Source organism: Arthrobacter sp. 01T425, from assembly GCF_056398725.1.
In genome coordinates, this window is record NZ_JBFTPY010000012.1 from 66,354 (window position 1) to 92,652 (window position 26,299).

Annotated in this window: 18 protein-coding genes and 1 pseudogene; 10 read left to right on the plus strand and 9 right to left on the minus strand. The window is 63.8% G+C overall.

Features of this window, described 5'->3' with window-relative positions; all coding sequences use genetic code 11:
- Positions 1 to 37 precede the first annotated feature (37 nt).
- Complete coding sequence (trxA, locus tag AC1DNG_RS14335; RefSeq protein ID WP_223914875.1) at positions 38 to 364, plus strand: thioredoxin; 327 nt, start codon at positions 38 to 40, stop codon at positions 362 to 364.
- A 4,713-nt stretch (positions 365 to 5,077) separates the two neighbouring features.
- Here the strand turns inward: trxA and AC1DNG_RS14340 are convergent.
- The gene (locus AC1DNG_RS14340; RefSeq protein ID WP_230008313.1) at positions 5,078 to 5,320 is read right to left on the minus strand and encodes a hypothetical protein; all 243 of its coding nucleotides are present in this window, start codon (positions 5,318 to 5,320) and stop codon (positions 5,078 to 5,080) included.
- 1,464 nt (positions 5,321 to 6,784) lie between these two features.
- On the opposite strand from AC1DNG_RS14340, the pseudogene AC1DNG_RS14345 reads away from it, so the two are divergent.
- A pseudogene (locus AC1DNG_RS14345) lies at positions 6,785 to 8,031 on the plus strand (IS110 family RNA-guided transposase); the annotation flags it as partial.
- Between the two features lie 187 nt (positions 8,032 to 8,218).
- Here the strand turns inward: AC1DNG_RS14345 and AC1DNG_RS14350 are convergent.
- The 8 genes from AC1DNG_RS14350 to rpmH all read right to left on the minus strand — a co-directional run bounded on the left by AC1DNG_RS14350 (position 8,219) and on the right by rpmH (position 13,937).
- Positions 8,219 to 9,493, minus strand: a complete 1,275-nt coding sequence (locus AC1DNG_RS14350) for a ParB/RepB/Spo0J family partition protein (RefSeq protein WP_476856763.1) — start codon at positions 9,491 to 9,493, stop codon at positions 8,219 to 8,221.
- 67 nt (positions 9,494 to 9,560) lie between these two features.
- Positions 9,561 to 10,628, minus strand: coding sequence for a ParA family protein (locus AC1DNG_RS14355; RefSeq protein WP_275450894.1), 1,068 nt, complete (start codon positions 10,626 to 10,628; stop codon positions 9,561 to 9,563).
- A gap of 87 nt (positions 10,629 to 10,715) precedes the next feature.
- The gene (gene rsmG, locus AC1DNG_RS14360; RefSeq protein WP_370116794.1) at positions 10,716 to 11,366 is read right to left on the minus strand and encodes a 16S rRNA (guanine(527)-N(7))-methyltransferase RsmG; all 651 of its coding nucleotides are present in this window, start codon (positions 11,364 to 11,366) and stop codon (positions 10,716 to 10,718) included.
- 16 nt (positions 11,367 to 11,382) lie between these two features.
- Positions 11,383 to 11,973, minus strand: a complete 591-nt coding sequence (locus tag AC1DNG_RS14365) for a Jag family protein (protein ID WP_476856762.1) — start codon at positions 11,971 to 11,973, stop codon at positions 11,383 to 11,385.
- Positions 11,973 to 12,944: a membrane protein insertase YidC gene (yidC, locus tag AC1DNG_RS14370; RefSeq protein WP_223914872.1), complete on the minus strand. Its 972-nt coding sequence runs from the start codon at positions 12,942 to 12,944 to the stop codon at positions 11,973 to 11,975. The genes AC1DNG_RS14365 and yidC overlap by 1 nt, the downstream gene beginning before the upstream one ends.
- A 15-nt stretch (positions 12,945 to 12,959) precedes the next feature.
- Entirely contained in the window at positions 12,960 to 13,355 is a 396-nt protein-coding gene (gene yidD / locus AC1DNG_RS14375) for a membrane protein insertion efficiency factor YidD (protein ID WP_230009110.1), read from the minus strand.
- Positions 13,348 to 13,758 (minus strand): ribonuclease P protein component, encoded by a 411-nt coding sequence (gene rnpA / locus AC1DNG_RS14380; protein ID WP_079552763.1) that lies wholly within the window; start codon positions 13,756 to 13,758, stop codon positions 13,348 to 13,350. The genes yidD and rnpA overlap by 8 nt, the downstream gene beginning before the upstream one ends.
- 41 nt (positions 13,759 to 13,799) lie before the next feature.
- Positions 13,800 to 13,937 (minus strand): 50S ribosomal protein L34, encoded by a 138-nt coding sequence (gene rpmH, locus AC1DNG_RS14385; RefSeq protein WP_003800212.1) that lies wholly within the window; start codon positions 13,935 to 13,937, stop codon positions 13,800 to 13,802.
- A 463-nt stretch (positions 13,938 to 14,400) separates the two neighbouring features.
- On the opposite strand from rpmH, the gene dnaA reads away from it, so the two are divergent.
- The 8 genes from dnaA to AC1DNG_RS14425 all read left to right on the plus strand — a co-directional run bounded on the left by dnaA (position 14,401) and on the right by AC1DNG_RS14425 (position 26,285).
- Positions 14,401 to 15,822 (plus strand): chromosomal replication initiator protein DnaA, encoded by a 1,422-nt coding sequence (gene dnaA, locus AC1DNG_RS14390; RefSeq protein WP_018775671.1) that lies wholly within the window; start codon positions 14,401 to 14,403, stop codon positions 15,820 to 15,822.
- 585 nt (positions 15,823 to 16,407) lie between these two features.
- On the plus strand, positions 16,408 to 17,532 hold the full coding sequence (dnaN, locus tag AC1DNG_RS14395; RefSeq protein WP_018775670.1) for a DNA polymerase III subunit beta: 1,125 nt from the start codon (positions 16,408 to 16,410) through the stop codon (positions 17,530 to 17,532).
- Positions 17,533 to 17,631: 99 nt separating this feature from the next.
- Positions 17,632 to 18,516, plus strand: a complete 885-nt coding sequence (gene gnd / locus AC1DNG_RS14400) for a phosphogluconate dehydrogenase (NAD(+)-dependent, decarboxylating) (protein WP_223915420.1) — start codon at positions 17,632 to 17,634, stop codon at positions 18,514 to 18,516.
- Between the two features lie 45 nt (positions 18,517 to 18,561).
- Positions 18,562 to 19,788, plus strand: a complete 1,227-nt coding sequence (recF, locus tag AC1DNG_RS14405) for a DNA replication/repair protein RecF (protein ID WP_476873851.1) — start codon at positions 18,562 to 18,564, stop codon at positions 19,786 to 19,788.
- Positions 19,785 to 20,342, plus strand: a complete 558-nt coding sequence (locus tag AC1DNG_RS14410; RefSeq protein WP_223914868.1) for a DciA family protein — start codon at positions 19,785 to 19,787, stop codon at positions 20,340 to 20,342. The genes recF and AC1DNG_RS14410 overlap by 4 nt, the downstream gene beginning before the upstream one ends.
- A 414-nt stretch (positions 20,343 to 20,756) precedes the next feature.
- Positions 20,757 to 22,856, plus strand: a complete 2,100-nt coding sequence (gene gyrB, locus AC1DNG_RS14415; RefSeq protein WP_374706707.1) for a DNA topoisomerase (ATP-hydrolyzing) subunit B — start codon at positions 20,757 to 20,759, stop codon at positions 22,854 to 22,856.
- 61 nt (positions 22,857 to 22,917) lie between these two features.
- On the plus strand, positions 22,918 to 25,656 hold the full coding sequence (gene gyrA / locus AC1DNG_RS14420; RefSeq protein ID WP_476850707.1) for a DNA gyrase subunit A: 2,739 nt from the start codon (positions 22,918 to 22,920) through the stop codon (positions 25,654 to 25,656).
- Complete coding sequence (locus AC1DNG_RS14425; RefSeq protein WP_476873852.1) at positions 25,653 to 26,285, plus strand: DUF3566 domain-containing protein; 633 nt, start codon at positions 25,653 to 25,655, stop codon at positions 26,283 to 26,285. The genes gyrA and AC1DNG_RS14425 overlap by 4 nt, the downstream gene beginning before the upstream one ends.
- Positions 26,286 to 26,299 lie beyond the last annotated feature (14 nt).

Genomic DNA, 26,299 nt, shown 5'->3' on the forward strand with positions numbered 1-26,299 from the left:
CCGGCGCGCAGCAACCAACGGAAGAGAGACAAAGGTTATGAGCAACGCAAAAGACGTAACGGACGCCAGCTTCAGCACTGATGTACTGGCCTCCGAGAAGCCCGTCATTGTCGATTTCTGGGCCGAATGGTGCGGCCCCTGCCGCAAGCTCGGTCCGATTCTTGACGAGATTTCGGTCGAGTACGGCGAGAAGGTTGATGTGGTCAAGGTGAACGTTGACGACAACCCGGCCATCGCTGCCGAGTACGGCATCACCTCCATCCCTGCCGTGTACCTGTTCCAGGGCGGCGAGGTCAAGGGCACCGTGATCGGCGCCCGGCCCAAGCAGTTCTTCGAGAAGGAATTTGCGGACGTCCTGTCCTAGGCTGACCGAAAGTGGCCCCCGCTTCTGGCGGGGGCCATTTTTTTGTTGTGCTCCACGGCCCACGATCGGGGAGTAGGGACAGCCCCTAAATCTGCCATGAACGGTTTTGCAACCTTGGGTGGCTGTCTATCGGATTGGTTTTTTGGTCTGCTGGCTCACAATTCCCCTGGGCGCCGCCGTCTTGTGAAATGGGCTATCCCTCGGCCGGCGAACTGCTATTCGTGCTGACAGTCACGGAAGGTGTTTGGCCGTTGCTTAGGGGACGCCACCCTCTTGTTTCACGTGAAACATGATGACCGCTGCACCCCCACTTATCAGTTCGGTGCGCGATGTGAACCTGTGCGTAGACACAGCGGGTTCCCATTAGAACATCACAGTCGATTTGCGTTGACTGCGTTTATGCCGAGGGTTGGTTGCCCAAATTCCACCGAAGCACCATGCGCCATGTCGCGTAATGGACGTGTTTCACGTGAAACATCCAACTTCCAGGGTCATGAAGTTTGGGACGGCTTTCGGATGAGTCCGGACTCGAAATGCACTCCAACACTCGCGGCCCGCCGCGGGGGAGTCTACGGTAGAGGTCTCACTTATACTAGGTTCGTGGTTTTCTGACGGGAAGGCTTCCGCCGATACTGCCGTTAAGGCGGCGCCGCACTCCGCTGCCGCCCCGAGTTCGGGCAGGGCCAGGGCCCTCCTGCCAGCGCAACACGCCATGACTGCTCCTGCACGTCCGCCACGGGTCCGGGGAGAGTTGGGGGTCACCCGGGTCCGCGGCAAAATAGTAGACTAGTCGGCGGGTGACCAGGACTGCGATCGAATGTCTCTAACACACACATTCGCCCCGTTTTCCAAGAACGGCGATCAATGCCGGCCAGTCACGACCGGCCGTAGCCACCGGCCGCCCGGTTCGGACCCTGTTTCACGTGAAACAGGTGTGTACGTCGCAGCTGCCGAATTGTCCGGCCCACCTCCACGCTACCCATGTTTCACGTGAAACGGGTGTGCACGTCGCGAGAGTGCCGACTACTTCCGCCCACCCCCCCGCGCCGATGTTTCACGTGAAACACCCCTAGTCGCAATCCATAAATCGCAACTTGGAGCGAAGTAATAGTTAACTCTTCGATAATCCTCTGCGGTTACCAATTCAGCGTGCCCATTTCCGCAGGAAAAAAGGTCGGTGGGACGCAAAGATGCGCTTGATGGTCTGCGCCTCCCTGCTGGAAAGGCCTGGCCCAACCTTGGCCGAGCGGCCCCAGGGACGTTGGCCTGCGCCCGTGAACGCCATCGTTCCTCGCCCTAACGCTCGCTCCAGCACCGCCGGCTCCGACCCAAATTCCGCACAACAGACCGGATTTCGTACGGTTCACCGGATCCGATCCCGTCCCAACATCTCCAGACCGCCTAGTTTCACGTGAAACATGTCGGCGGACCAGAAACAGTCTGCGGCGAAGCAGACCCAAGATTCCCGTCCGTAGCCACCGACGGGGGAACGGCCGCCAGCCTTCAGGCCTCTGTGACCCGCCGTGTGTGGGGAAAGGCGAACGTGGGTGCCTTTGAAGCGGCGTGCAGTGCGCCCCGGAACCGGCGAGGGGACTTGCCTGTGCTCAGCCGCCGGAGCTTGGGGCAGAGTGTTCATGGGCGTTCTCGGCCGCCCGCCTACGACCATGGGCCTATGTTGTTTGATTTGAAAGCGAACCGATGATCAATTTCGGATCGCTGCGGCAGTCAGTCATCGAATGAACACGCCCCGCCGCCGTTACGGCCGGCGCAGTTCCCGCACCCTGCGCGGCGTGGGACGCACGGAACCGGTCCTGCATTCCATAGGGCACCCGACCAAACACAGGGCCCGGCTCGGAGGCGATTCTGACGGTTAGGTCCGACATTTTGTCCAATCCATGGCTCGTCCCGACAATTGGACCGTCGCAGCCTCCGGTCCGCGTCCTACGCCCCTGTACGAGTCGCTGCTCCGCTTCACCAAGGTTCCTGTCCAGGGCTCATCCGGCGGCGGCAAAGTCAATCGTGCACTGCCTGTTCAGAGTTCGTGGGCTGATCGGTTCCCCAAACACCATCTCCGTTCAGCTCGCGCCATGATATTGTCTCCGTTGATCAATGCCCACTGTCTCCGCCCCGGCCCGGTTCGATCTCAGGCTCCACTCAAGCTGCATTAAGCTTGCCCAAACTCCTGTGCCGTCAGCAGCTGGTCGCCCCATTTTGCTCTAGAGGGGACCGGATTGGGCCGGCTCTTGTGTCCCCGAGTAGGGCCAATTCGGCATTCGCGGGACAAGAAGATCGCACGCCTGCTCTCATGAAGTCTTGTTCTCATGAAGGTTGGTGTCTGTGCCCTGACAGTCGCGGCGCAGCAGGTTCGATTCCATGGCGGCAAGACCAAGGACACCCAGGTCCAGCCGCGAACCTGCCCCCGCCCCGGCAGGCGCCGCAACCGCCGCTGCCCGCTATGGATGTCCTTCGAGCCCTCGGCGTCTGTCCGCAATTCCCCACTCTCATAGTGACCGGTGCAGGCCTTCCGACCGTCAATCCACGAGCCATCACGACCGCCGACCTGGGTACCAAGCGGAGGTCGGCGGTGGCCGACACCCAAGCATTTCCGGTCTGTCCAGCGGCTATATGATCCGGAGCTCACTCGATATCCACCAGTTTCTCCACAGAAGTTATTCACACCGTTATCCACAGGTGCTGAGAGATTATTCACATGCCCTTCCTGGTGAGCGGCCGAGCGCCGTCGCCCCTCCGGCACTGGTCCTCTGACCAGCCACCCACCGTGCCGGGGATATGTCCTGGACCCCAATGAGGAACTCCGGCTCGCAATCAGGTGTTCGAGCGAATATCCCCGAAAAATTAACCGTTGAACGGCGATTTAGTACATCTTCGCGAATGCTTCGACCATCGTCGCTGCACACCATAATCATGTTTCACGTGAAACGGACAGTGGGCCCTTAAAGGAGCTTCGTGGCAGTTGTCACGGCAGCAGCTCGTACAAGAATCTGGCGTCCCGAGCGGGCTGCCGTCAGTCACTAATCCACAAAGTTATCCACAGCAATATCCACCGCCCTATCCACCGCGCCATCGACCGGCCGCTGGCTAAAACTCGGGCCGGGAGCGGCCCCGCGAACCTCACCTGGATGCAGCTTTGACCTGCGGTGAAGTACCCTCCGGACGTGTCATCCCAGGGCGGCCGGGAGCTGCAAATCCACGTGGGTCGAACCAAAACTCGTCGAGCGCCGGGACCGCCGACGTGTCATTGCATCGCCCGTCGCGCCGGCCGAAGCCAGCTTGTTCCACAGCGCAAGGCGGACTTCAAGAAGACCAGGGGAGCGGAGCCACTGTCCCAAGGAACCCTCCCGCCCCACGTCCAGGGGATCGTTTTGCCGGGCCAAGATGCGACGACGGCACCCGCTGAATCGTGGGCTTTGCCGGGCAGCTCACATGCTCTGAGCTCGGAGACCTTGGCGGGCCTCACGCACTCGCTGGGTCTGTCCGGTTGATCATCTTTCCACTCCGGTCCTCGCGGAACCGCCGTGTCCGTTGGCCGATGCAGACACGAAGAGGCTCGTCGACCGTGTTTTTGCCATGCGTTGTTTGCATTGAGACGGCCCTGGACGTGTCCCGACTGAAGCATTGCCAGTCGACCCGGGGATTTGGATGAGGGAGGCACCGGACTGCAAAAGCGGTCGGGCCGGTCGAGCCCGCACAGGTGACACGCGCAAGCACGAGTCCCGAACCCAATCAGATTGGTCCGGATGCAGACCTTCCTTCTTTGCGGTTTGAATCCCTCCGGTTGCCGCACCAACTTACGGGTCCGGTGCGATCAGCGGATTGGATCCTGCAGGCAACTGCGCCCTGGTGCCCGGGGCGACGAACCTGGCCGCCCGAAACACACTGGTCCGGGGGAGCGGACCCGGCGCGGGTAGCCGTGTAGTTGGAACATGCAGCAGCTCGGCTGCTTCCCTATGATGGCGGTTGGATGCCCACACAAGAGCCATCCCGACAGTTCCAGCCAGGCCGAATCCACAGGAAGGCGCGGTCGGCGTCTGGGATCAGTCGGCACGACCCCGGCCCTACTTCACATGGCCTCCGCTTCCCTTCTCGCGGGTGCGTCGCGCGGCCTGAGCTCCTACCGGAAGACTCCTTCCAACACTCTGCAGCAGGATCAGCCGGTGTGCAGCAGTACAGGATCTGCACTGCACTCTCATCAAGCGGGTACTGGCAAGCCGGCAGGTGCGTCAGCAGCGGCACAGTGTGGGGGGCCCGCGAGGCGTCCGGTGTGCTGTTCCGGATGAGGGGAGCCGTGTCCGGAGTGCCGGAATAGACCCCCAGAGTGCCATCTCGGCTATTGGATAAGGCGTCGGGCTCACCGGAGGAAGCTGAAAAATGCGGCAGGAACAGCACGCCCGCCGGGGCCCCAAGGAGATCAGGCATGCCTGGCACGCCGGCATGCCCCATGGCGCATGGTTACAGCTGGATGCGGCGATGGGACTGCAGCAGAACGTTGGCGGTCATGGCACCCGGCTACCTGGGTGGGGAGGATGCGTGTCAGGGCCCCGGTTCCCTTTGCCCGGGTCCCGGCAAACTGACAGGCACAATCATGTACCGAATGCGGAATCGGGGACGTGGGTGCAAGCCGGCGAAGGGGTGAGCGGCAAGTTAGCGGGGGAGTCGAAGGACGCAGACATCCGCAAAGCGAGGCAGTTCCGGTCAGCTTTCGCGATCAGACTCCCACAAGAGGTCTTCAACAATGCGATCGAGACTACATGCTTCCTGTGGCGCCGACGCCAGATCACCGTCCGCATCACGGCCCGCATCCGTTCCCGCGCCAAGGTCGGCGTCCAGGTCTGCGCCGTCGACTTTGTCCCGATCTTCGTCCACGCCCACATCGAGACCTCTGTTGAGGTTCGCTTTTCGAGGCGCGTGTCCGGCGCCAATTTCTACCGTAACCACCGGAACGTTCCTACAAAGCCATGGCCCGAACCCGACGAAGCAGCAAGCAGACCAACCTGCCGGCCCGCGCGCGAACCCACGGTTCAACCCACTTCAATTTTCGTTCACGGAAGCTGCCCCCACGACCCGTGATCGTAAGCAGCGAGAGAGTGCCGCCGGCCTCCGCCAGGACCGGACAGTGCCGTATTAGAGCATCCCGAGGCGTGCAAGGCTTCGGATGCCCTGCAGCCTGCTTAGCCTTCGTTCAGCCAACCACGCGGGCATACAACGCAGTAGCGGCGCCATATGACGCTTTCAGAGGCGCCCAGGAGCAGGTGATCCCGCAGAGACTGGGAACGGTACAACAGTCGCTCCGAGGTTCGTCTGTGGCTGCGGCGAGCTTGCTCCGCCGCCAAGCAGCAGCCGCGCCGTAGTGAGCCGCTTCTCCTGCTTCGCACCGGCATGGACCAATGTGGTCGCATGGCGCACCCGCGGCCGGCCCGGCCGACAGGCAAAAGTGGGCCATAGCTGTGGGTCGATTCCTTGCAAGGGGAAGCCGAACCATCATGACGCAGACGATGGACCCTTGGTCAAACGACTGGTCGGCACCCCAGTCCACCGGCATTGCGCTGACCACCTACGGCGCAATGGCCGAGCCGGATCGCCAATCCGCAGGCGGACTCGCATGGGCAGGGATGTGGTCCGGCTGCCGGATTGACGACTGCGCAGCGGTCTCCAACCGCTGGCCGGATTCATCTGCCCTTTTGTCTCCTCACATAGGTGCCCAGCCTGCCTGGCGTTCGATGGGGCAAGGCGCAGATTCGCGGCCCCGTTTCACGTGAAACATTGACGGACCACTCCAGCCCAGATGGTCAGTGAGCTCTGGAAGGCGGCGAAGATGGCTGTTGCTGACTAGCGCGATCGCAGCGGCACCGGCAGAGAGGGGGCCCTTCCGCAACAACGAGAACTGTGCAGCTGCCATTTATGCACGGTGTGGCCGTTCCATGCGATCAGAAGCTCCACCCACGGAACGCAACAGAGTGGACGGTACGGCCACCGGAAACGCATCGGACTCCACGCTCAGGAAGCTCCGCCCCAGTCAGGGACACCCGCCTGCCCAGCACCAACCCGTCGTTCCGCACGTGTCCCTCGGTCTCGCCCAAGCAGGGCCGCGATGCTGACGATTTCCACAGAAAGACCACGGCACTGCGTCGGCCCCCCACCCACGGCCGCAACCCGCGAGAGCCCGGGCCAGGACGGAAGCGAGAGAGCCGCCGGAACTAGTCGGCGCCACCGGTGCCGCCCCGTTAGCTTTTTCGTAGCCCGTTCCTGTTGCAGGATGAGGGTGTGCTGGCCTGCCGGCCCCGGCATGATTGCCGCCCCCAGTCGTCAATGATCCGGGGGGTGTTGTCACCGGGGTCCGGTAGGTGCCGGAGAGACCGCTAATAGAGGCAGGACAGTTTGGGATCGTCGTGCGTAACGTGGATGCCGGGCTCGGACACCGCGGACAGTCCAGCACAGGTATCAGCTGCTGTGACGGGGAGGTACAGGTGATCGGAAACCACGAAAGCATTGATGTCTTCATCGGCCTGGACGTCGGCAACGGCGAGCACCACGCCGTTGCAGTGGACCGGACGGGGATGAAGCTCTTCGACAAGGCTTTGCCCAACGACGAGGCCCGGCTCCGCGAAATACTGACTTCTCTGGGCAAACACGGCCACATTCTGCTGGTCGTTGACCAGCCCGCGACCATCGGTGCACTCCCCGTCGCGGTTGCCCAGGCCGCCCGTGTCACCGTCGGATACCTGCCCGGGCTGGCGATGCGCCGGATCGCGGACCTGCACCCGGGCGAAGCGAAAACCGACGCCCGGGACGCGTTCATCATCGCCGAAGCGGCCCGGACCATGCCCCACACACTGCGCTCCATCCAGATCGCCGATGAACAGCTCGCCGAACTGACCATGCTCTGCGGCTTCGACGACGACTTGGCCAAACAGGCCACCGCAACATCGAACAGGATCCGAGGCCTGCTGACCCAGATCCACCCTGCCCTGGAGCGTGTCCTTGGCCCGCACCTGGACCACCCGGCAGTGTCGGACCTGCTGCGGACCTGGCCAACCCCAGAAGCCTTGCGCCATGCAGGTCGGCGCAGGATCGGAAACCGGCTCAAAAAGCGTGCACCCCGGATGGGCGAACGCCTTGCCGGCGAAATCATCGACGCGCTCGGCCAGCAAACAGTCACTGTCGTGGGGACGAACGCGGCCACGATCGTGCTGCCCCAACTGGCCCGGATGCTCGCCGACATCCGCGAGTCCCGGGACACCGTCTTCACCCGGGTCGAGGCCCTCGTGGAGGCCCACCCTCTTTACCCGGTCCTGACGTCACTCCCGGCGGTCGGCGTCAGGACCGCAGCACGGATACTCACCGAGATAGTCGGCAAAGACTTCGCATCCGCAGGACACCTGGCCTCCTACGCAGGCCTCGCCCCAGTGACCTGGAGATCCGGGACATCCATCCGCGGCGACCACCCATCGCGGAAAGGAAACAAGATCCTCAAGCGAGCCCTGTTCCTCTCCGCCTTCGCCGCACTGATGGACCCGCCATCCAGGGCCTACTACGACCGCAAACGAACCGAAGGCCAACGCCACAACCAAGCCCTCATCGCCCTCGCCCGCCGCCGTTCCGACACCCTCTACGCCATGTTGCGCGACGGCACTCTCTACGAACCACGGCTAAACCCCAGCGGCTTGACGAAAACCATAGAGGCACCCCCCGCAACTCTCCGGCAGTGGGCGAACACGGCAGCGCCGAACTCGGCTCCACCGAATCCGCCGGCACCGGCAGCATCGGTAGAGACAAAGAAGGGAGGGTCTGTTTCACGTGAAACAGACCCTCCCGGAGAACTCAGCGAGTCGCGACCTAGCTAGGCGCTCCCGGCGTGAGGACGTCCATGATGCGGTTCAGGTCCTCGACGCTGGCGAACTCAATGCTGACACGCCCCTTGCGGGCACCAAGCGAAATCTTGACGTTAGTATCAAGGCGGTCAGACAGCGATGACGCCAGGTAATCCAGTCGTTCGTGGCGGGCTCCGGCCCGCGGGATGTTGTTCTTGGCCGGCGAGGCGGGGCTCTGATACAGGGTCACAGCTTCTTCGGTCGCCCGGACCGACATGCCTTCTGAAACAATCTTCTGCGCCAGGCGTTCCATGGCCGCGGCGTCAGGAAGTGCCAGGAGTGCGCGGGCGTGCCCTGCGGAGATGACATTTGCCGCAACCCGGCGCTGCACCAGCGGGGGCAGCTTCAGCAGGCGCAGGGTGTTGGAAACCTGGGGACGCGAACGTCCGATCCGGTCCGCCAGCTGCTCGTGCGTGGTGCCGAAGTCCTCGAGTAGCTGCTGGTAGGCCGCCGCCTCTTCGAGCGGATTCAGCTGGCTGCGATGCAGGTTCTCCAGCAGCGCGTCGCGAAGCAGGTCGTCATCGGTGGTGTCACGGACAATCGCGGGGATAGTTTCCAGGCCTGCGGCCTGTACTGCACGCCACCGTCGCTCACCCATGACGAGCTCATAGGGTTCGACACCCTCTTCGGTTGAGGTACGGACCACAATTGGCTGGAGGACGCCAATTTCCCGCACAGAGTGCACCAGCTCCGCCATGTCATCCTCATCGAAGACCGAGCGGGGCTGCTTGCGGTTGGGATGGATGTCCGTGACCGGGATTTCGGCAAATCTGACGCCGGGCACCTCTACGAGGTCAACAGTTCCCTCGTCACCGTGCTCGGGCGTGGAGTCAAACGTCAGCTGTTCGCCGGCGTCGGATGCGGCCGCCTTGGCAGCAGCGGTCGCCGGCTTGGAGGCAGCCGACTTTCGGGCGGGGGTTTTCTTGGTCACGGCGGCGGCAGCTGCGTCGGCTTTGTCGGCAGCAACGTCGGCTCCGGCAGCAGCGCTGGTTGCTTCAGTGGTGTCAACCGTGAGATCAGCGGAATCGTCGGCCTTGACAGGTGTGGACTCCGGCTCCTTGGCCAGCGCGGCCTTGGTGTCCGCGAGCGTCTCGGCGTCGGAGGTCTTTTTTCGGGCTTCAGGGAAGAAGAGGTCCACGGGCCGGGACGGGGCAGCACCGTTTCCGGAGGCATTAGCCGCGGCGGAACTTGGAATGAGTGCGCCAAGTCCACGGCCGAGGCCGCGTCGCTTATCGCTCATGGATAAATCCCTCCAGTGGAAGAGCCGGGATTCACCTGGCTCTGGTTAGTGCAATTCTTGAAAGATTCTAACGTTCCGCGATTTCCGCGGCGGCTTCCAGGTAGGACAGGGCACCGCTGGAAGAAGGATCATACGTCATGACAGTTTGCTGGTAGCTCGGCGCCTCGGAAATACGGACCGACCTCGGCACCACAGCGCCGAGCACCTGCTTCGGGAAGTGTTCCCGGACCTCGGCTGCCACCTGGGCGGCGAGGTTGGTGCGGCCGTCATACATGGTCAGCAGAATAGTGGAAACAACCAGATCAGCGTTCAGGTGCTTCTGGATCATCTCGATGTTCTTCAGGAGCTGGCTGAGGCCTTCGAGGGCGTAGTACTCGCACTGGATCGGGATGAGGACTTCGCCGGCCGCACAGAACGCATTGACCGTCAGGAGCCCGAGGCTCGGCGGGCAGTCGATGAAGATGTAGTCCAGCCGCTCCTCGCCATTCTTGGCGCGCTCCTTGGAGTACACATCGATTGCGCGGCGCAGCCGCTGCTCGCGGGCCACCAGGCTGACGAGTTCAATTTCGGCACCGGCAAGGTGGATGGTGGCGGGCGCACAGATCAGGTTGTCGATGTCGGGGCACGGGGCCACGACGTCCTTCAGCGGGACATCATTGATCAGCACATCGTAGATGCTGTCGACATCGGCGTGGTGCTCGATTCCCAGGGCGGTGGAGGCGTTGCCCTGCGGATCGATGTCGATGACGAGCACGTTCAGGCCAGCGGCCGCCAGCGCGGCGGCGATGTTCACGGTCGTCGTGGTCTTGCCGACGCCGCCCTTCTGGTTGGAAACGGTGAAGATCCGGGTTTTCTCCGGTTTGGGGAGCTGCCGGCCGAGCAACCGCTCGCGGCGCTTGTTTTCGTGTGCGAGTTCGCGGGCGATGGGACTGGAATCGTCGATGGAATCCAGCACGTTCCCCGTGTGCGGAAGGGATGTTTCACGTGAAACACCGGCCATCCCGGTCGTCTTCGCAACCGAAGCCGTGTGATTTCCGGAGTAGTCAAAAGCTACTGCAGGAGCCGTAAACGCCCGTGCGGACCCCAGGGACACAAACGGCGGGATCCGTTGTGTGGAGGCTTCGCTACTGCTCACTATGACACGCTCACTCTCATTCGGCTCTTACTGCCGGTTACTAGCCTAACCTCTTCCCCTCAGACTCCCCGGGCACCGGGGCCGGTGCTAGGTAATCTTTTGAGGCTTGTTCACTACGATTCGCACAACGGTGGTGGGTTCCTCAAGCAGGTCTTCACCCACCACCACCACGGACGTCTGAATGCCGCCCAGTTTGCGGATAACCTTGGCGGCCTTTTCGATTTCCTCGCCGGCGCTGCGTCCCTTGATGGCGACGACTTCTCCCTTGCCGGCCAGGAGCGGAATGGTCAGCCCGGCGAGATTGGACAGCGCGGATACGGCGCGGGCAGTCACGACGTCGGCGTTCACGAGTCCCACTGCGAGTTCCGCGCGGGTGCGCATGATCGTGACGTTCTGGAGGCCAAGATCATCCACCACCTCCTGGAGCCAGATGACGCGGCGCTCCAGTGGTTCGATCAGCGTCAGTTCCAGATCCGGCCGCGCAATGGCCAGGCACAGGCCAGGCAGGCCGGCGCCGCTGCCGACGTCGGCGACATGGCTTCCGTGGGCAATCTGGCTCTCAATGACGGCGCAGTTAAGCACGTGCCGGCTCCAAAGCCGCGGCACCTCACGGGGCCCGATCAGGCCCCGCTCGGTCCCGGATGTCGCCAGGTGCTCGACGTAGCGTTTCGCCAGTTCCAGGCGGTCGCCGAAGATGGACTCTGCTGCCTTGAGTTCCGGCGCGGTAATTTCAACCATCAAGCTAGTCAACGGTTCAGTCTGCGGAGACAACGATGTGCCGGTCGGCGCCTTCGCCTTCGGACTCGCTCACGAGTCCCAAATCAGCGACGGCGTCATGCACGATCTTGCGTTCGTAGGCGCTCATCGGAGCCAGGGCAACTGCCTCACCGGAATCCTTCACAGCGGCGACGGCGTCTTCAGCGATCTTCTGCAGGTCGCCGGCGCGCTCGGCACGGTAGCCGTTGATATCCAGCACCAGGCGGGAGCGGTTCTCCGTCGCGGAGAGGACCGCGAGCCGCGTGAGCTCCTGGAGGGCCTCAAGGACTTCGCCGTCACGGCCCACCAGGCTGTCCAGCCCGGCGGCTTCCTCTTCGGCGACGATCGAGATGTAGGTGCGGCCGTTGCGGACCTCGATGTCGATGTCGCCATCAATGTCCGCGATATCCAGCAGTTCCTCGAGGTAGTCCGCAGCGACGTCGCCTTCTTCTTCGAGGCGGCTGGCGGAAACACTCTTGCCGGTGCCGGCGTCCGCACCCTGTGACGAGTCGTCGGCCGCGCTCTGGGCGTCGTCCCGGTCCTCGTCAAACTCGGCGGAAATAGCGTGTTCGGTGCTCTCGGCGGACATTACTTCCTCTTCCTGTTCTTGCGTTGCGGCTGGACGCGCTGGGTCTTGGCTTCGACGGCGGCCGCGGCGGAGGCTTCGGCCTCGGCGTCGACCTTCTTGCCGCCCAAAAGGGGCAGGGCGGGCAGGCCCTTGGCTGCCCGGCGCTCGGCGAGAGCCTTGGCCGCCGGCGATCCCGGCGTAGGCATCCGGCGGATCACGAAGAACTGCTGTCCCATGGTCCACAGGTTGGTGGTGGTCCAGTAGATCAGGACGCCGATGGGGAAGTTAATACCGCCCACACCGAAGACGACCGGCAGGATGTAGAGCATCATTTTCTGCTGGCGCATGAACGGGCTGGCCAGGGCCTCTTCGGACATGTTCTTGGCCATGATCTGCTTCTGCGTGATGAACTGCGAGGCCGTCATGGCCAGGATCATCACGATGGAGAGGATCCACACCGACATCTGGTTCCCGCCGCCGCCGTGGAGCAGGGAGGCGGAGAGCGGGGCACCGAAGATGGTGGATTCGTCGAACTGCTTGACCTGTTCCGGGCTCATGGCGCCGATGCCCTGGCCGCCCGCCTTAGCCGAACTGATGCCGGAGAGCACCTGGAAGAGCGCAAAGAAGAAGGGCATCTGGATCAGCATGGGCAGGCAGGCGGAGAACGGGTTGGTGCCGTGCTTCTTGTACAGCGCCATCTGTTCCTGCGCCATGGCCTGGCGGGAGAGCTGGTCCGTCTTGCCCTTGTACTTGTCCTGCATTTTCTTCAGGTCCGGCTGCAGGAGCTGCATCCCGCGCTGGGCCTTGATCTGCTTGACGAAGACGGGAATCAGGGCGGCGCGGATGACCAGCACCAGCCCGATGATGGCCAGGGTCCAGGTCCAGCCGCTGGCCGCCGGCATGCCAATGGCGCTGAGTCCGTCATGGAAGCCGACCATGATGGCTGAGACCAGCCATTTGAACGGGGCCAAGATTGTTCCAAAGATGTCCATACGATTCCCTATTCGTCAGGCCGCAGTGCGGCCTTCTCCATCAGGCTGAGCAGCCAGGTATATGTCCGGATTGTTCAGCACAACAATTGTGGGGGTGCGGCCCGCGGGCCATTCCCGATGCCCGGCGGGGACATGGTCCACACCACCGGCATTCCATGGATGGCAGCGCAACAGGCGCCTCGCAGCGAGCCAGCTTCCCTTCACCGCGCCGTGGACGGTGATCGCTTCAAGGGCATAGGCCGAACAGCTGGGGAAAAAACGGCAAACCTGGCCGTACAGCGGTGAGATCACCTTGCGGTACGCCAGGAGCAACAGGATGAGGACATCGCGGGGCAGGTTCCAGACTGCCCGGCCCAACCATGCTGCTGCGGATCTTGCAGGAGGGACGACGGCGGCAGTTGAGTTACGCACGCGGGGTCCCTTCCTGTGTCGTCTCGTTAGAACCTGGTGAAGCAGCCTGCGAAAGGCGGTTGCCCAGCCTTTTCATGGTCGTCTCCAAAGCGGCGTCATAGTCGGCAAGCAGCTGGTCCCAGCTGGCTCCCGCTGCGGCGGGCAGGGCCCGGACCACAATGGCGAACCCGCTGCCGTATTTCTGCAACGACAATGCACCGGCTTCTCTCAGTCTCCTCTTAACGAGGTTCCTGACAACAGCGTTCCCGACACTCTTGGAAACGATGAATCCGATCCGGCTTGGTTCATCGGCAGCGAGAGCTGCCGCATATAACACTACGTTCCGGCGTCCATTGCGGACACCGGAACGTACAGTTGTTGAAAAATCGGTTGATGTCCGCAGACGGTTCCTGGTGGCTAGCACCGTTCAACTCGCACAGGGATATGGACCGACGAGTCAGTTATTTAGGCCGACAGTTCGGTGCGGCCCTTGCCACGACGGGCTGCCAGGATGGCACGGCCGGCACGGGTACGCATACGAAGGCGGAAGCCGTGCTTCTTGGCTCGACGGCGGTTATTCGGCTGAAAAGTCCGCTTGCTCACGTTAGTTACTCCAGTGGATCAAAGGTGCGCCCACCCGATCAAGGGGAAGAACTGGCCGACGCTAAGTTTTGGTATGTGCCGCTTCCCTCGTATCTCGCACGACGCGGGGCGTCAGGAAAGATGCAGATGAGGCGAAAAGCGTACACATGGGACTTCACAACGTTAGGGCTTGCCAACCTCCCGAGTCAAACCGGGGACCGCGCCGCACGCTATCCCCAGCTGTGGCTAACTCCTCCCGCAGCCTGTGGATGAAGTGCGTCACGCACCCCATTTCAGAACCACAACGGTGTAATTATCCACAGGACTGAACCCAGCTATCTTCTGGCGTTTTCATCCCCTACAGTGTCTCAGTAACCCCTTATCCACGGACTGTGCATAACCCTGTGGATTGAGCCGGCCGGTGGACAGCTCCGGACCGCGTGGATGCACGTAATGCAGGCCAGCAAGTTTGAGGAACTGATTGATGACAGTAGACGAAGCCAACCAAGCCAACACTGTCGGAAGTTCCTGGCGGCGGGTAGTGAGCCTCCTGGAGAACGACCACCGTGTCTCTCCCCGGCAGCGCGGCTTCGTCATCCTCGCCCAGGCGCAGGGGCTCATCGGTTCCACCCTGCTGGTTGCAGTTCCGAATGAGCTCACCCGCGAAGTGCTGCAGACCCAGGTCAAGGAAGCCCTCGACGACGCGCTCCGCAGCGTGTTCTCCGACGAAATCCGCTGCGCGATCGACGTCGACACGGATCTGGTGCCGCTGCACACAGAACCCGAACCCGCCGTCGAACTTTCCCTGGCCGCCGACCCGACCGTGGAGTTGAAGCCGCAGCCGATGCTGCCGAGCACCTCGCATGAATTCGGCCGGCTGAATCCGAAGTACGTTTTCGACACCTTCGTGATCGGTTCCTCCAACCGGTTCGCCCACGCAGCCGCCGTGGCAGTAGCCGAGGCGCCGGCGAAGGCCTACAACCCGCTGTTCATCTACGGGGACTCCGGACTCGGCAAGACCCACCTGCTTCACGCGATCGGCCACTATGCGCGCCGGCTCTACAGCGGGATCCGGGTCCGCTACGTCAATTCCGAGGAATTCACCAACGACTTCATCAACTCCATCCGCGACGATGAAGGCACCAGCTTCAAGACCACGTACCGCAACGTGGATGTGCTGCTGATCGACGACATCCAGTTCCTGGCCGGCAAGGACCGGACGCTGGAGGAGTTCTTCCACACGTTCAACGCCCTGCACAACAACAACAAGCAGGTGGTCATCACCTCGGACCAGCCGCCGAAACTGCTCGCCGGCTTCGAGGACCGGATGAAGTCGCGCTTCGAATGGGGCCTGCTGACCGACATCCAGCCGCCCGAACTGGAGACCCGCATCGCGATCCTCCGGAAGAAGGCCCTCAGCGAGGGCCTTTCCGCGCCGGACGATGCGCTCGAATACATCGCCTCCAAGATTTCCAGCAACATCCGCGAACTTGAGGGAGCCCTCATCCGCGTCACGGCGTTCGCCAGCCTGAACCGGCAGCCGGTGGATGTGGCTCTGGCCGAGATGGTGCTCAAGGACCTGATCACCGACGACGGTGCCCAGGAAATCACCTCGGCGCAGATCCTCACCCAGACAGCCGACTACTTCAAGCTCAGCATGGAAGAACTCTGCAGCAAGTCGCGCACCCGCACGCTGGTGACCGCCCGGCAGATCGCGATGTACCTGTGCCGGGAGCTGACGGACATGTCCCTGCCCAAGATCGGACAGGAGCTGGGCGGCCGCGACCACACCACCGTGATCCACGCCGACCGCAAGATCCGCGAACTCATGGCCGAGCGCCGGGTCATCTACAACCAGGTGACCGAGCTGACCAACCGGATCAAGCAGCAGCAGCGCAATTCCTGAGCCATCGGCCGGCGCACTCATACCTTATTAACAGGGCCCTGTGGACAACCCTGTGGATAGTTAAGGGGACAACCGCGGTTAATGGGCTTAAAACCCTTAAGGCGCCTGTGGATTGGCCAGCCGGCCAAAAATCTTGTCCCCATCCACACCCTGTTTAAAACCTGCTCCGCCCACAGTCCATGAACAGGGCTTAACCGCGGATTCGCACGGCAGGATCGAGTTATCCACAGTTTCCACAGCAGTTATTAACACTACTAATCCCAAGAAAATGAAATTCCCTCAAACAACAATCTCCTTCCCACCTCCAAGCAGCGCCCAGGCCCGTTCCGGACCGGCGCAGGAGACCGGCCCCGCGAACAACACCGATGTAACCCGGGGATGGGAGAAACGCTCACCTTGGGGCTAAGCTGTCTGCAGTGCGTCCGTCCCGGACATCTTTTGTGGTTCCTACCGGGCCATGGGGCCCGGGCGGGCGGACGATTCCCTTGTTGACGGAATTCGGCGTCCCTGCCGAGGTCCGCCGCAGCTCGAGCAGTTTCAGCGATTTTCAGCACTAACAGCAGCAATGAAAGGCGGCACCCTTCCGTGAAGTTCAGAGTCGAACGGGACGTCCTGGCAGAAGCCGTGACATGGACCGCCCGGTCGTTGTCTCCGCGGCCGCCCGTTCCCGTACTTTCGGGCCTGCTCCTGAAAGCTGAAGCCGGTACCGTCAGCCTGTCGAGCTTCGACTACGAGACCTCCGCGAGGCTCGAAATCCCCGCGGACATCAGCGCCGAGGGCACTATCCTGGTATCGGGCCGCCTGCTCGCGGACATCTGCCGCAGCCTGCCATCCGCCCCCGTCGAGGTCGAAACCGACGGCAACAAAGTGACGCTCACCTGCCGCCGAAGCAGCTTCCACCTGGCCACGATGCCCGAGGCTGAATACCCGCCGCTGCCGGCCCTGCCGACGATCAGCGGCACCGTGCCCGGCGATTCGTTCGCCCAGGCCGTATCCCAGGTGATCATCGCGGCCAGCAAGGACGACACCCTGCCGATCCTGACCGGCGTGCGGATGGAAATCGAGGACGACCTCATCACCCTCCTGGCCACCGACCGCTACCGCCTGGCCATGCGGGAAGTCCCGTGGAAGCCTGCGACGCCGGGCATCTCCACGAGCGCTCTGGTCAAGGCCAAGACCCTCAACGAAGTGGCGAAAACCCTGGGCAGCAGCGGCGATATCAACATCGCCCTCGCCGACGACGACAGCCGGCTGATCGGCTTCGAGAGCGGCGGCAGGACCACCACTTCACTCCTGGTCGACGGCGACTACCCGAAGATCCGTTCGCTCTTCCCGGATTCGACCCCCATCCACGCCACTGTGCAGACCCAGGAACTGGTCGAAGCCGTGCGCCGCGTCTCGCTCGTGGCCGAACGCAACACGCCTGTCCGGCTCGCGTTCACCCAGGGCCAGCTGCACCTGGACGCCGGCACCGGCGAGGACGCCCAGGCCTCCGAAGAGCTCGAAGCCCAGCTGTCCGGTGAAGACATCACCGTGGCCTTCAACCCGCACTACCTGATCGAGGGCCTCAGCGTCATCGAAACCAAGTTTGTGCGGTTCTCCTTCACCACCGCACCCAAGCCGGCCATGATCACTGCCCAGCAGGACGCCGAGGGCGAGGACCAGGGCGACTACCGCTACCTCGTCATGCCCGTCCGGCTGCCCAACTAGCCCGTCATTGCCGTGCCCCGGACCTCCGGAGCACAGCACCTGCGGGCCATCACGGCCGTCACCAACGAAGCACCCCAGCGCAGAAAAGAGTTCATCCCCGTGCACATCGGACTAATCGGCCTTGGAAAAATGGGCTTCAACATGCGTGAACGGCTGCGCAACGGCGGGATCGAGGTCACCGGGTTTGACCGCAACCCCGACGTTGCCGACGTCGCCACCCTGGACGAACTCATCGCCGCCGTCCCGGCGCCGCGCCTGATCTGGGTCATGGTCCCCTCGGGCGAGATTACCGACGCCGTGATCACCGAACTGGGCACCAAGCTCGACGCCGGTGACCTCGTGATCGACGGCGGCAACTCCCGCTTCACGGAAGACCAGAAGCACGGTGCCGCGCTGGCCGAAAAGGGAATCCGCTTTGCGGACTGCGGCGTGTCCGGCGGGGTCTGGGGCCTCCAGAACGGTTACGGCCTGATGGCGGGCGGCGATGCCGCGGACATCGAACGGGCACTCCCCGTCTTCGATGCGCTCCGTCCCGCAGGTGAGCGGGCCGACAGCTTTGTGCACGTCGGCGGCGTCGGCGCCGGCCACTACGCCAAAATGGTCCACAACGGGATCGAATATGGCCTGATGCAGGCTTACGCCGAGGGGTACGAGCTCCTGGCCGCCAAGGAGATCGTCGCCGATCTTCCCGGGACATTCCGGGCCTGGCAGAAGGGAACGGTTGTCCGCTCCTGGCTCCTGGACCTCATGGTCAAGGCCCTTGACGAGGATCCCGGACTGGAATCGATCTCCGACTACGTCGAGGATTCGGGCGAAGGCCGCTGGACCGTCGAGGAGGCCATTGCCAACGCGGTGCCGGCCCCGGCGATCACGGCTGCGCTGTTCGCCAGGTTCTCCTCCCGCGAGGACAATTCGCCGGCCATGAAGATGGTCTCGGCGCTGCGCCACCAGTTCGGCGGCCACGCGACCCGGCCGGCCAAATAATCCTGCCCGGCCACTTGATCCTGCCTGTGAAGTCCTGAATCCCGCGTGTACCTAGAAAAGCTCTCGCTCACCGATTTCCGCAGCTACGCCCAGGTCGATCTCAGCCTTGAGCCCGGAGTCACCGTCCTGGTGGGTTCCAACGGCATCGGCAAGACCAATCTGATGGAGGCGATCGGGTATCTGGCCACGCTCAACTCGCACCGGGTCAGCACGGATGCGCCGTTGTTGCGGTTCGGTGCCGAGCGGGCCATGATCCGGGCCAAGCTGGTCCGTGGCGAGCAGTCCACCGTGCTGGAGCTGGAAATCAACGCGGGCCGGGCCAACCGCGGCCGAATCAACCGGAGCAATCCGGTCCGTGCCAGGGACCTGCTCGGGATCTGCCAGACGGTGCTCTTCGCGCCGGAGGACCTGGCGCTGGTCAAGGGCGATCCGTCCAGCCGCCGCCGGTTTCTGGACGAGCTCCTGGTCAGCCTCATGCCGCGCCACGCCGCGACCAGGAGCGACTATGACCGGGTCCTGAAGCAGCGCAACGCGCTGCTCAAGTCGGCCCGCGCCGGAAAATTCAGCACCGGCCACGAGGCAACGCTCGATGTCTGGGACCAGCACATGGCCCGGGCCGGGGCTGAGCTGCTGCACGCGCGCCTGGAGCTGGTGGACCGGCTGCAACCGCACCTGAAAAACGCCTACGCGCAGCTGACCGACGGCTCCAAGGAGGCCACTGCGGTGTACCGTTCCACGCTGCAGGACAGCCTGGACGACGACGGCGCCACCTCAGGACCAGCGGATTCCAGGCCTGCGGACGGAACCGCAGCCGATGAGGCCGCACCGGCGGACGACCTGCGCGTGCTCTCGGTGGAGCAGCTCACCGACCGCTACATCCAGGCCTTCGCCGCAGCCCGGCGCAAGGAACTGGAACGGGGAATCTCGCTGGTCGGTCCACACCGCGACGAACTTGAGCTCGTGCTTGGATCGGCGCCGGCCAAGGGCTACGCCTCCCACGGGGAAACCTGGTCCATGTGTCTGTCCCTGCGCCTGGCCTCCTACTACGTCATGCTCGACGATGCCCGCACGGGCGGCTCGCCCCCGATCCTGATTCTGGACGATGTCTTTGCCGAACTCGACGTCCAGCGGCGGCGTAAACTGGCGGCAATAGTATCCGGCGCCGAGCAAGTGCTGGTCACTGCCGCCGTCGAGGACGATATCCCGGCAGAGCTGACCGGACGGCGGGTGAAGGTCATCCCGGGAGGAATCGATGAGCAGGAAAATCGATGAATAAGGATACCGACGGCGGCCTGCAGCCCGGCCGTGACCCCGACGATATCGATGCCGCGCAGGCCGCATTGAACCGGATGCGCGACGCCGCCGCGGCCCGGGGCGAAATCCGCCGAAAGGCGCCGCCGCGGCCCGGCAGCACCCAAAAGCCTGCCCGCAGCGCTGGAACCCGCGGGTTCTCCCAATTCCACGGTACCGGCAGGGATCCGTTGGGCCTCGGAAAAGTCGTGGGACGCCTCGTGGCCGAACGCGGCTGGAGCTCGCCGGTGGCCGTCGGGTCCGTCATGGCGCAGTGGGCCGTGCTGGTGGGCCCGGAGATCTCGGCACACTGCACTCCCGAGAGTTTTACCGACACCACCTTGCATGTGCGGACCGATTCCACGGCTTGGGCAACCCAGCTGCGGCTGCTCAGCAGCAGCCTGCTGGAAAAATTCCGGACCGAGCTTGGCGATGGCGTCGTCACCAGCATCCAGGTGCTCGGACCCGCCGCCCCGAGCTGGCGCAAGGGCCTCCGGACGGTCAACGGCCGGGGTCCCCGCGACACGTACGGATAGCCCCGGCCCAATGGCGGGCACCGGATCTGAAGCACTTCTTGCAAAAACCCTTGAAAAATCCGCAAGCGGCGTGTAGGGCGCTTGAACCTCCCGGAGTCGTATAGGAACCCTAGGGCTGGACCCCGAAAGCCTTGCAGGGGGAGCCAGCGCCCTCCCAGCGGCACTTTCCCGCCCGTTTGGCGCCCTGGAATGCAAGTTTGGCCCCTATAACACGATAGAATCGGTGTAGATAACTGGGCGCCGGTGAAGCGTTGACTGAGTCCGTTTCCGACGCAATTTCAGCGTGCGGCGGACGGGATCCCCAAGTCAGCGGAAACACCCGGCGTCGTCAGTGACGTGCCTGTTGGCAGGAGCCTTTTCCACGGAAGGGGCAACCGCCGGCCTTCAACGAACATAGAGGAGTCGAAAGCGCCTGTGGCTAACGACAATGCAGAGATCCCGGCAGTGGAAGACGTAGCGGAAGCGGTGGAACAAGAGGCTGCGGTGGCGGCGCCGTCGGGGACCGCGACATCGCGCGAATACGGCGCCAGCGACATCACCGTACTTGAAGGCCTGGAAGCTGTCCGGAAACGTCCCGGCATGTACATCGGCTCCACCGGCCCCCGCGGCCTGCACCACCTGGTCTATGAAGTGGTGGACAACTCGGTGGACGAGGCCCTGGCCGGCTACTGCACGCACATCGAAATCGTGCTGCAGGCCGACGGCGGGGTCAAGGTGGTCGACAACGGCCGCGGCATCCCCGTGGACATGCACCCCACCGAGCACAAGCCCACCGTGGAAGTCGTCATGACGATCCTGCACGCCGGCGGCAAGTTCGGCGGCGGCGGATATGCTGTCTCCGGCGGCCTGCACGGCGTCGGCATTTCGGTGGTCAACGCACTCTCCAGCCGGGTCGACACCGAGGTCCGCCGCCAGGGACACGTCTGGCGGATGTCTTTCGCTGACGGCGGTAAGCCGCAAGGCGGCCTGGTCGAGGGCGAGGAAACCACCGAGACCGGCACCACCCAGACGTTCTACCCCGATGCCAGCATCTTCGAGAGCACCGACTTCGACTTCGAAACACTGCGGGCCCGCTTCCAGCAGATGGCATTCCTCAACAAGGGCCTGCGCATCACGTTGACGGACGAGCGCCGCGCTCCGGAGGAATCGTCCGAGGACGACGACCTGGACCTGGACACCGTCCCCACCGAAGGTGAGATCGCCGCGGAATTCCACACCGTGGTCTACCAGTACGACGACGGCCTGCTGGACTACGTCAAGCACCTGAACTCCGGCAAGAAGGTTGATGTGGTCCACGAGGACGTCATCGCCTTCGAAACCGAGGACACGGAACGGCACATTGCCCTGGAAATGGCGATGCAGTGGACCAACGCGTACTCCGAAAGCGTCCACACCTACGCCAACACGATCAACACGCACGAGGGCGGCACCCACGAAGAGGGTTTCCGCGCCGCGATGACTTCACTCATCAACCGCTATGCGCGGGAGAAGAACATCATCAAGGAAAAGGAAGACAACCTCACCGGGGACGACATCCGCGAGGGCCTGACGGCAGTCATTTCCGTGAAGCTCTCCGAACCGCAGTTCGAGGGCCAGACCAAGACCAAGCTCGGCAACTCCGAGGTCAAGGGCTTTGTCCAGCGCGTTGTCACGGACGGCCTGGGCGACTGGCTCGAGCGCAACCCCGGCCCCGCCCGGGACGTCATCCGCAAGGCCATCTCCGCAGCCCAGGCGCGCATGGCCGCCCGGAAGGCCCGGGACAACGCCCGCCGCAAGAGCCCGCTGGAATCCTTCGGGATGCCCGGCAAGCTGTCCGACTGCTCCTCGAAGAACCCGGAGAGGTGCGAGGTCTACATCGTGGAGGGTGACTCGGCCGGCGGCTCCGCCAAGCGCGGCCGCAACCCGGAGACCCAGGCCATCCTGCCGCTGCGCGGCAAGATCCTGAACGTCGAGCGTGCCCGGCTGGACAAGGCGCTCGGCAATGCGGAGGTCCAGTCCATGATCACAGCATTCGGCACCGGCATTGGCGAGGACTTCGACATCGCCAAGCTGCGCTATCACAAGATCGTGCTCATGGCCGATGCCGACGTCGACGGCCAGCACATCACGACGCTGCTGATGACGCTGCTGTTCCGCTACATGCGCCCGCTGATCGAAAACGGCTACGTCTACCTCGCGCAGCCGCCGCTGTACCGGATCAAGTGGTCCAATGCCCCGCACGACTACGTCTACAGCGACCGTGAACGCGACGCGAAGCTGCTCTCGGGCCAGGCCGCCGGCCGCCGCATCCCCAAGGACAACGGCATTCAGCGCTACAAGGGCCTCGGTGAAATGGACTACACGGAACTGTGGGACACCACCATGGACCCGGACCACCGGACCCTGCTGCAGGTGACGATGGACGATGCCCTGGCGGCGGACCAGATCTTCTCGGTCCTGATGGGCGAGGACGTTGAATCGCGCCGAAACTTCATTCAGCAGAACGCCAAGGACGTTCGGTTCCTGGACATCTAGAGGGCAGTCAAGCCCCGAATATGCCCGGACTGATATATACCTGAAACGGAAAATATAGACTATGAGTGACGAAACACCAGAGGTGCCGGCCGGCTCCGAGCCCGTCCTTGAAGGCGCCATCCTCGATGGCGACGTACTGACCGACCGCGTCGAGCAGGTTGACCTGCAGACCGAAATGCAGCGCTCCTACCTCGACTACGCCATGGCTGTGATCGTGGGCCGTGCCCTGCCGGATGTCCGCGACGGCCTCAAGCCCGTCCACCGCCGCGTGCTCTATGCGATGTTCGACGGCGGCTACCGCCCGGAACGCTCCTTCAACAAGTGTGCCCGCGTGGTGGGCGAGGTCATGGGCCAGTACCACCCGCACGGCGACACCGCGATCTACGACGCCCTGGTCCGCCTGATCCAGGACTGGACCATGCGCTACCCGCTGGCACTGGGCCAGGGCAACTTCGGCTCGCCCGGCAACGACGGCGCGGCCGCCCCGCGGTACACCGAAACCAAGATGGCGCCGCTGGCCATGGAGATGGTCCGGGACATCGACGAGGAAACCGTCGACTTCCAGGACAACTACGACGGCAAGAACCAGGAGCCGACCATCCTGCCGGCCCGGTTCCCGAACCTGCTGGTGAACGGTTCCTCGGGCATCGCCGTCGGTATGGCCACCAACATCCCGCCGCACAACCTCCGTGAGGTCGCCGACGGTGTGCAGTGGTACTTGGCCAACCCGACCGCCAGCCGCGAAGAGCTGCTCGAAGAGCTGATCCAGCGCGTCAAGGGACCGGACTTCCCGACCGGCGCCACGATCCTGGGCCACAAGGGCATCGAGGACGCCTACCGCACGGGCCGCGGCTCCATCACGATGCGCGCCGTGGTCAACGTCGAGGAACTCCAGGGCCGCACGTGCCTGGTGGTCACCGAGCTGCCGTACCAGGCCAACCCGGACAACCTGGCCATCAAGATCGCCGAACTCGTCAAGGACGGCAAGATCTCCGGCATCGCCGACCTCCGCGACGAGACCTCGGGCCGCACCGGCCAGCGACTGGTGATCGTGCTCAAGCGCGACGCCGTGGCCAAGGTGGTGCTGAACAACCTCTACAAGCACACCCAGCTGCAGGACAACTTCGCCGCCAACATGCTCGCGATCGTCGACGGCGTGCCGCGCACGCTCAGCCTCGATGCCTTCATCCGGCACTGGGTCACGCACCAGATGGACGTCATTGCCCGCCGCACCCGGTACCGGCTGCGGAAGGCGGAGGAGGAAGCGCACATCCTGCGGGCCCTTCTCAAGGCGCTGGATGCGCTCGATGAGGTCATTGCCCTGATCCGTGCGTCCACCACCACCGAAGCGGCCCGCGACGGGCTGATGGAGCTGCTGGACATCGACGAGGTGCAGGCCCGGGCCATCCTGGACATGCAGCTGCGCCGGCTCGCCGCCTTGGAGCGCCAGAAGATCCAGGACAAGCACGCCGAACTTGAGGCCCTGATCGTCGAATACAACTCGATCCTGGCCTCGGAGGAGCGCCAGCGCGAGATCATCAGCACCGAACTCTCGGAGATCGTGGCTAAGCACGGCGATGACCGCCGCACCAAGGTCCTGCTGGGCTACGACGGCGACATGTCCATCGAGGATCTGATCCCCGAGGAGGAAATGGTCGTCACCATTACCCGCGGCGGCTACGTCAAGCGCACCCGCAGCGACAACTACCGCTCGCAGCAGCGCGGCGGCAAGGGCATCAAGGGCGCGCAGCTGCGCGGCGACGACGTCGTCGAACACTTCTTCGTCACCACCACCCACCACTGGCTGCTCTTCTTCACCAACCTGGGCCGGGTCTACCGCGCCAAGGCGTACGAGCTCGTGGAAGCCGGCCGCGACGCCAAGGGCCAGCACGTGGCAAACCTGATGGCGTTCCAGCCGGACGAGCACATCGCCCAGGTGCTGGACCTGCGCGACTACCAGCACGCCCCGTACCTGGTGCTCGCCACCAAACGCGGCCTCGTCAAAAAGACCCGTCTGGAGGACTACGACACCAACCGGTCCGCCGGCGTCATCGCCATCAACCTGCGCGACGGCGATGAGCTTGTCTCGGCCCAGCTGGTGTCCGAGACCGATGACCTCATGCTGGTCTCCCGCAAGGGCCAGTCCGTCCGCTTCACCGCGACGGACGATGCGCTGCGCCCGATGGGCCGTGCCACCTCGGGCGTGACCGGCATGAAGTTCCGCGAGGACGACGAACTGCTGGCGGCCGACGTCGTGCAGGACGGTTCGTTTGTCTTCATTGTCACCGAAGGCGGCTTCGCCAAGCGGACCGCTGTGGAGGAATACCGCCTCCAGGGCCGCGGCGGCCTTGGCATCAAGGTGGGCAAGTACCAGGAAGAACGCGGCCACCTCGTCGGGGCCCTCATTGTCAACGAGGAAGACGAAGTCCTGGTGGTCATGGAAGGCGGCAAGGTGGTCCGCTCGTCGGTCAGCGGCGTGCCGGCCAAGGGCCGCGACACCATGGGCGTGATCTTTGCCAAGCCGGACAAGAACGACCGCATCATCGCCGTCGCGCGCAACAGCGAACGCGGGCTCGAAGTCGAGGAACCGGCCGAAGGTCAAGATGCCGGTGAAGACACCGGCGAAAATACCGCAGACGTGACCGAAAATCGGGCATCCACGCCCGATGACGTAACGTTGGCTGAAGATGGCGGACTGCATGAGGAGTCCGCAGCGGCAGAATCAGTACCGGCCCCGGAGTCAGATGAGTCATCAGGCAATGCCGAGCTGGACGAAGACAATACCGGAGGTAACGAGTGAGTAATTCCGACTCATATCCCAAGCCGAGCAGCGGCGTGCCGAGCGGAGTGCGGCAGCCCGCCGCCGCACCGCGCGTAGGCGCCCCCTCGCGTCCGCAGCAGCGCCCCGGCGTGTCCGGCGCACCCACGGGAACGGGCCAGCGGCCCGCCGCACCCGGCCAGCGCCCCACGGTCCCCGGACAGCGCCCCGCCGTCCCGGGTCAGCGCCCCGCCCAGCCCGGCGGGCAAGGCACTGCCGGGCTGATCAAGCCCGCTCCCAAGGCCAAGGTGCGCCGTGCCCGGCTGCTGGTCAGCAAGGTGGACCCCTGGTCCGTGCTGAAAATGGCCTTCCTGCTCTCCGTGGCGCTGGGAATCGTCACCGTCGTGGCGGCGATCGTGCTCTGGACCGTCCTGGACCTGACCGGGATCTTTGACCAGGTGGACAGCCTGCTCGGGACCCTCGCCGGCTCTGAAGGCGGCGGCTTCGAATTGAAGAAGGTGGCATCCCTGGGCCAGGTGGCGTCATTCGCCACCATCATCGCCGTGATCAATGTGGTGCTGCTGACGGCGTTGTCGATGCTTTCGGCGGTGCTCTACAACATTGCCGCGACGCTCGTCGGCGGCATCGGCGTGACCCTCACGGACGACTAATTCCCGTACTTTTC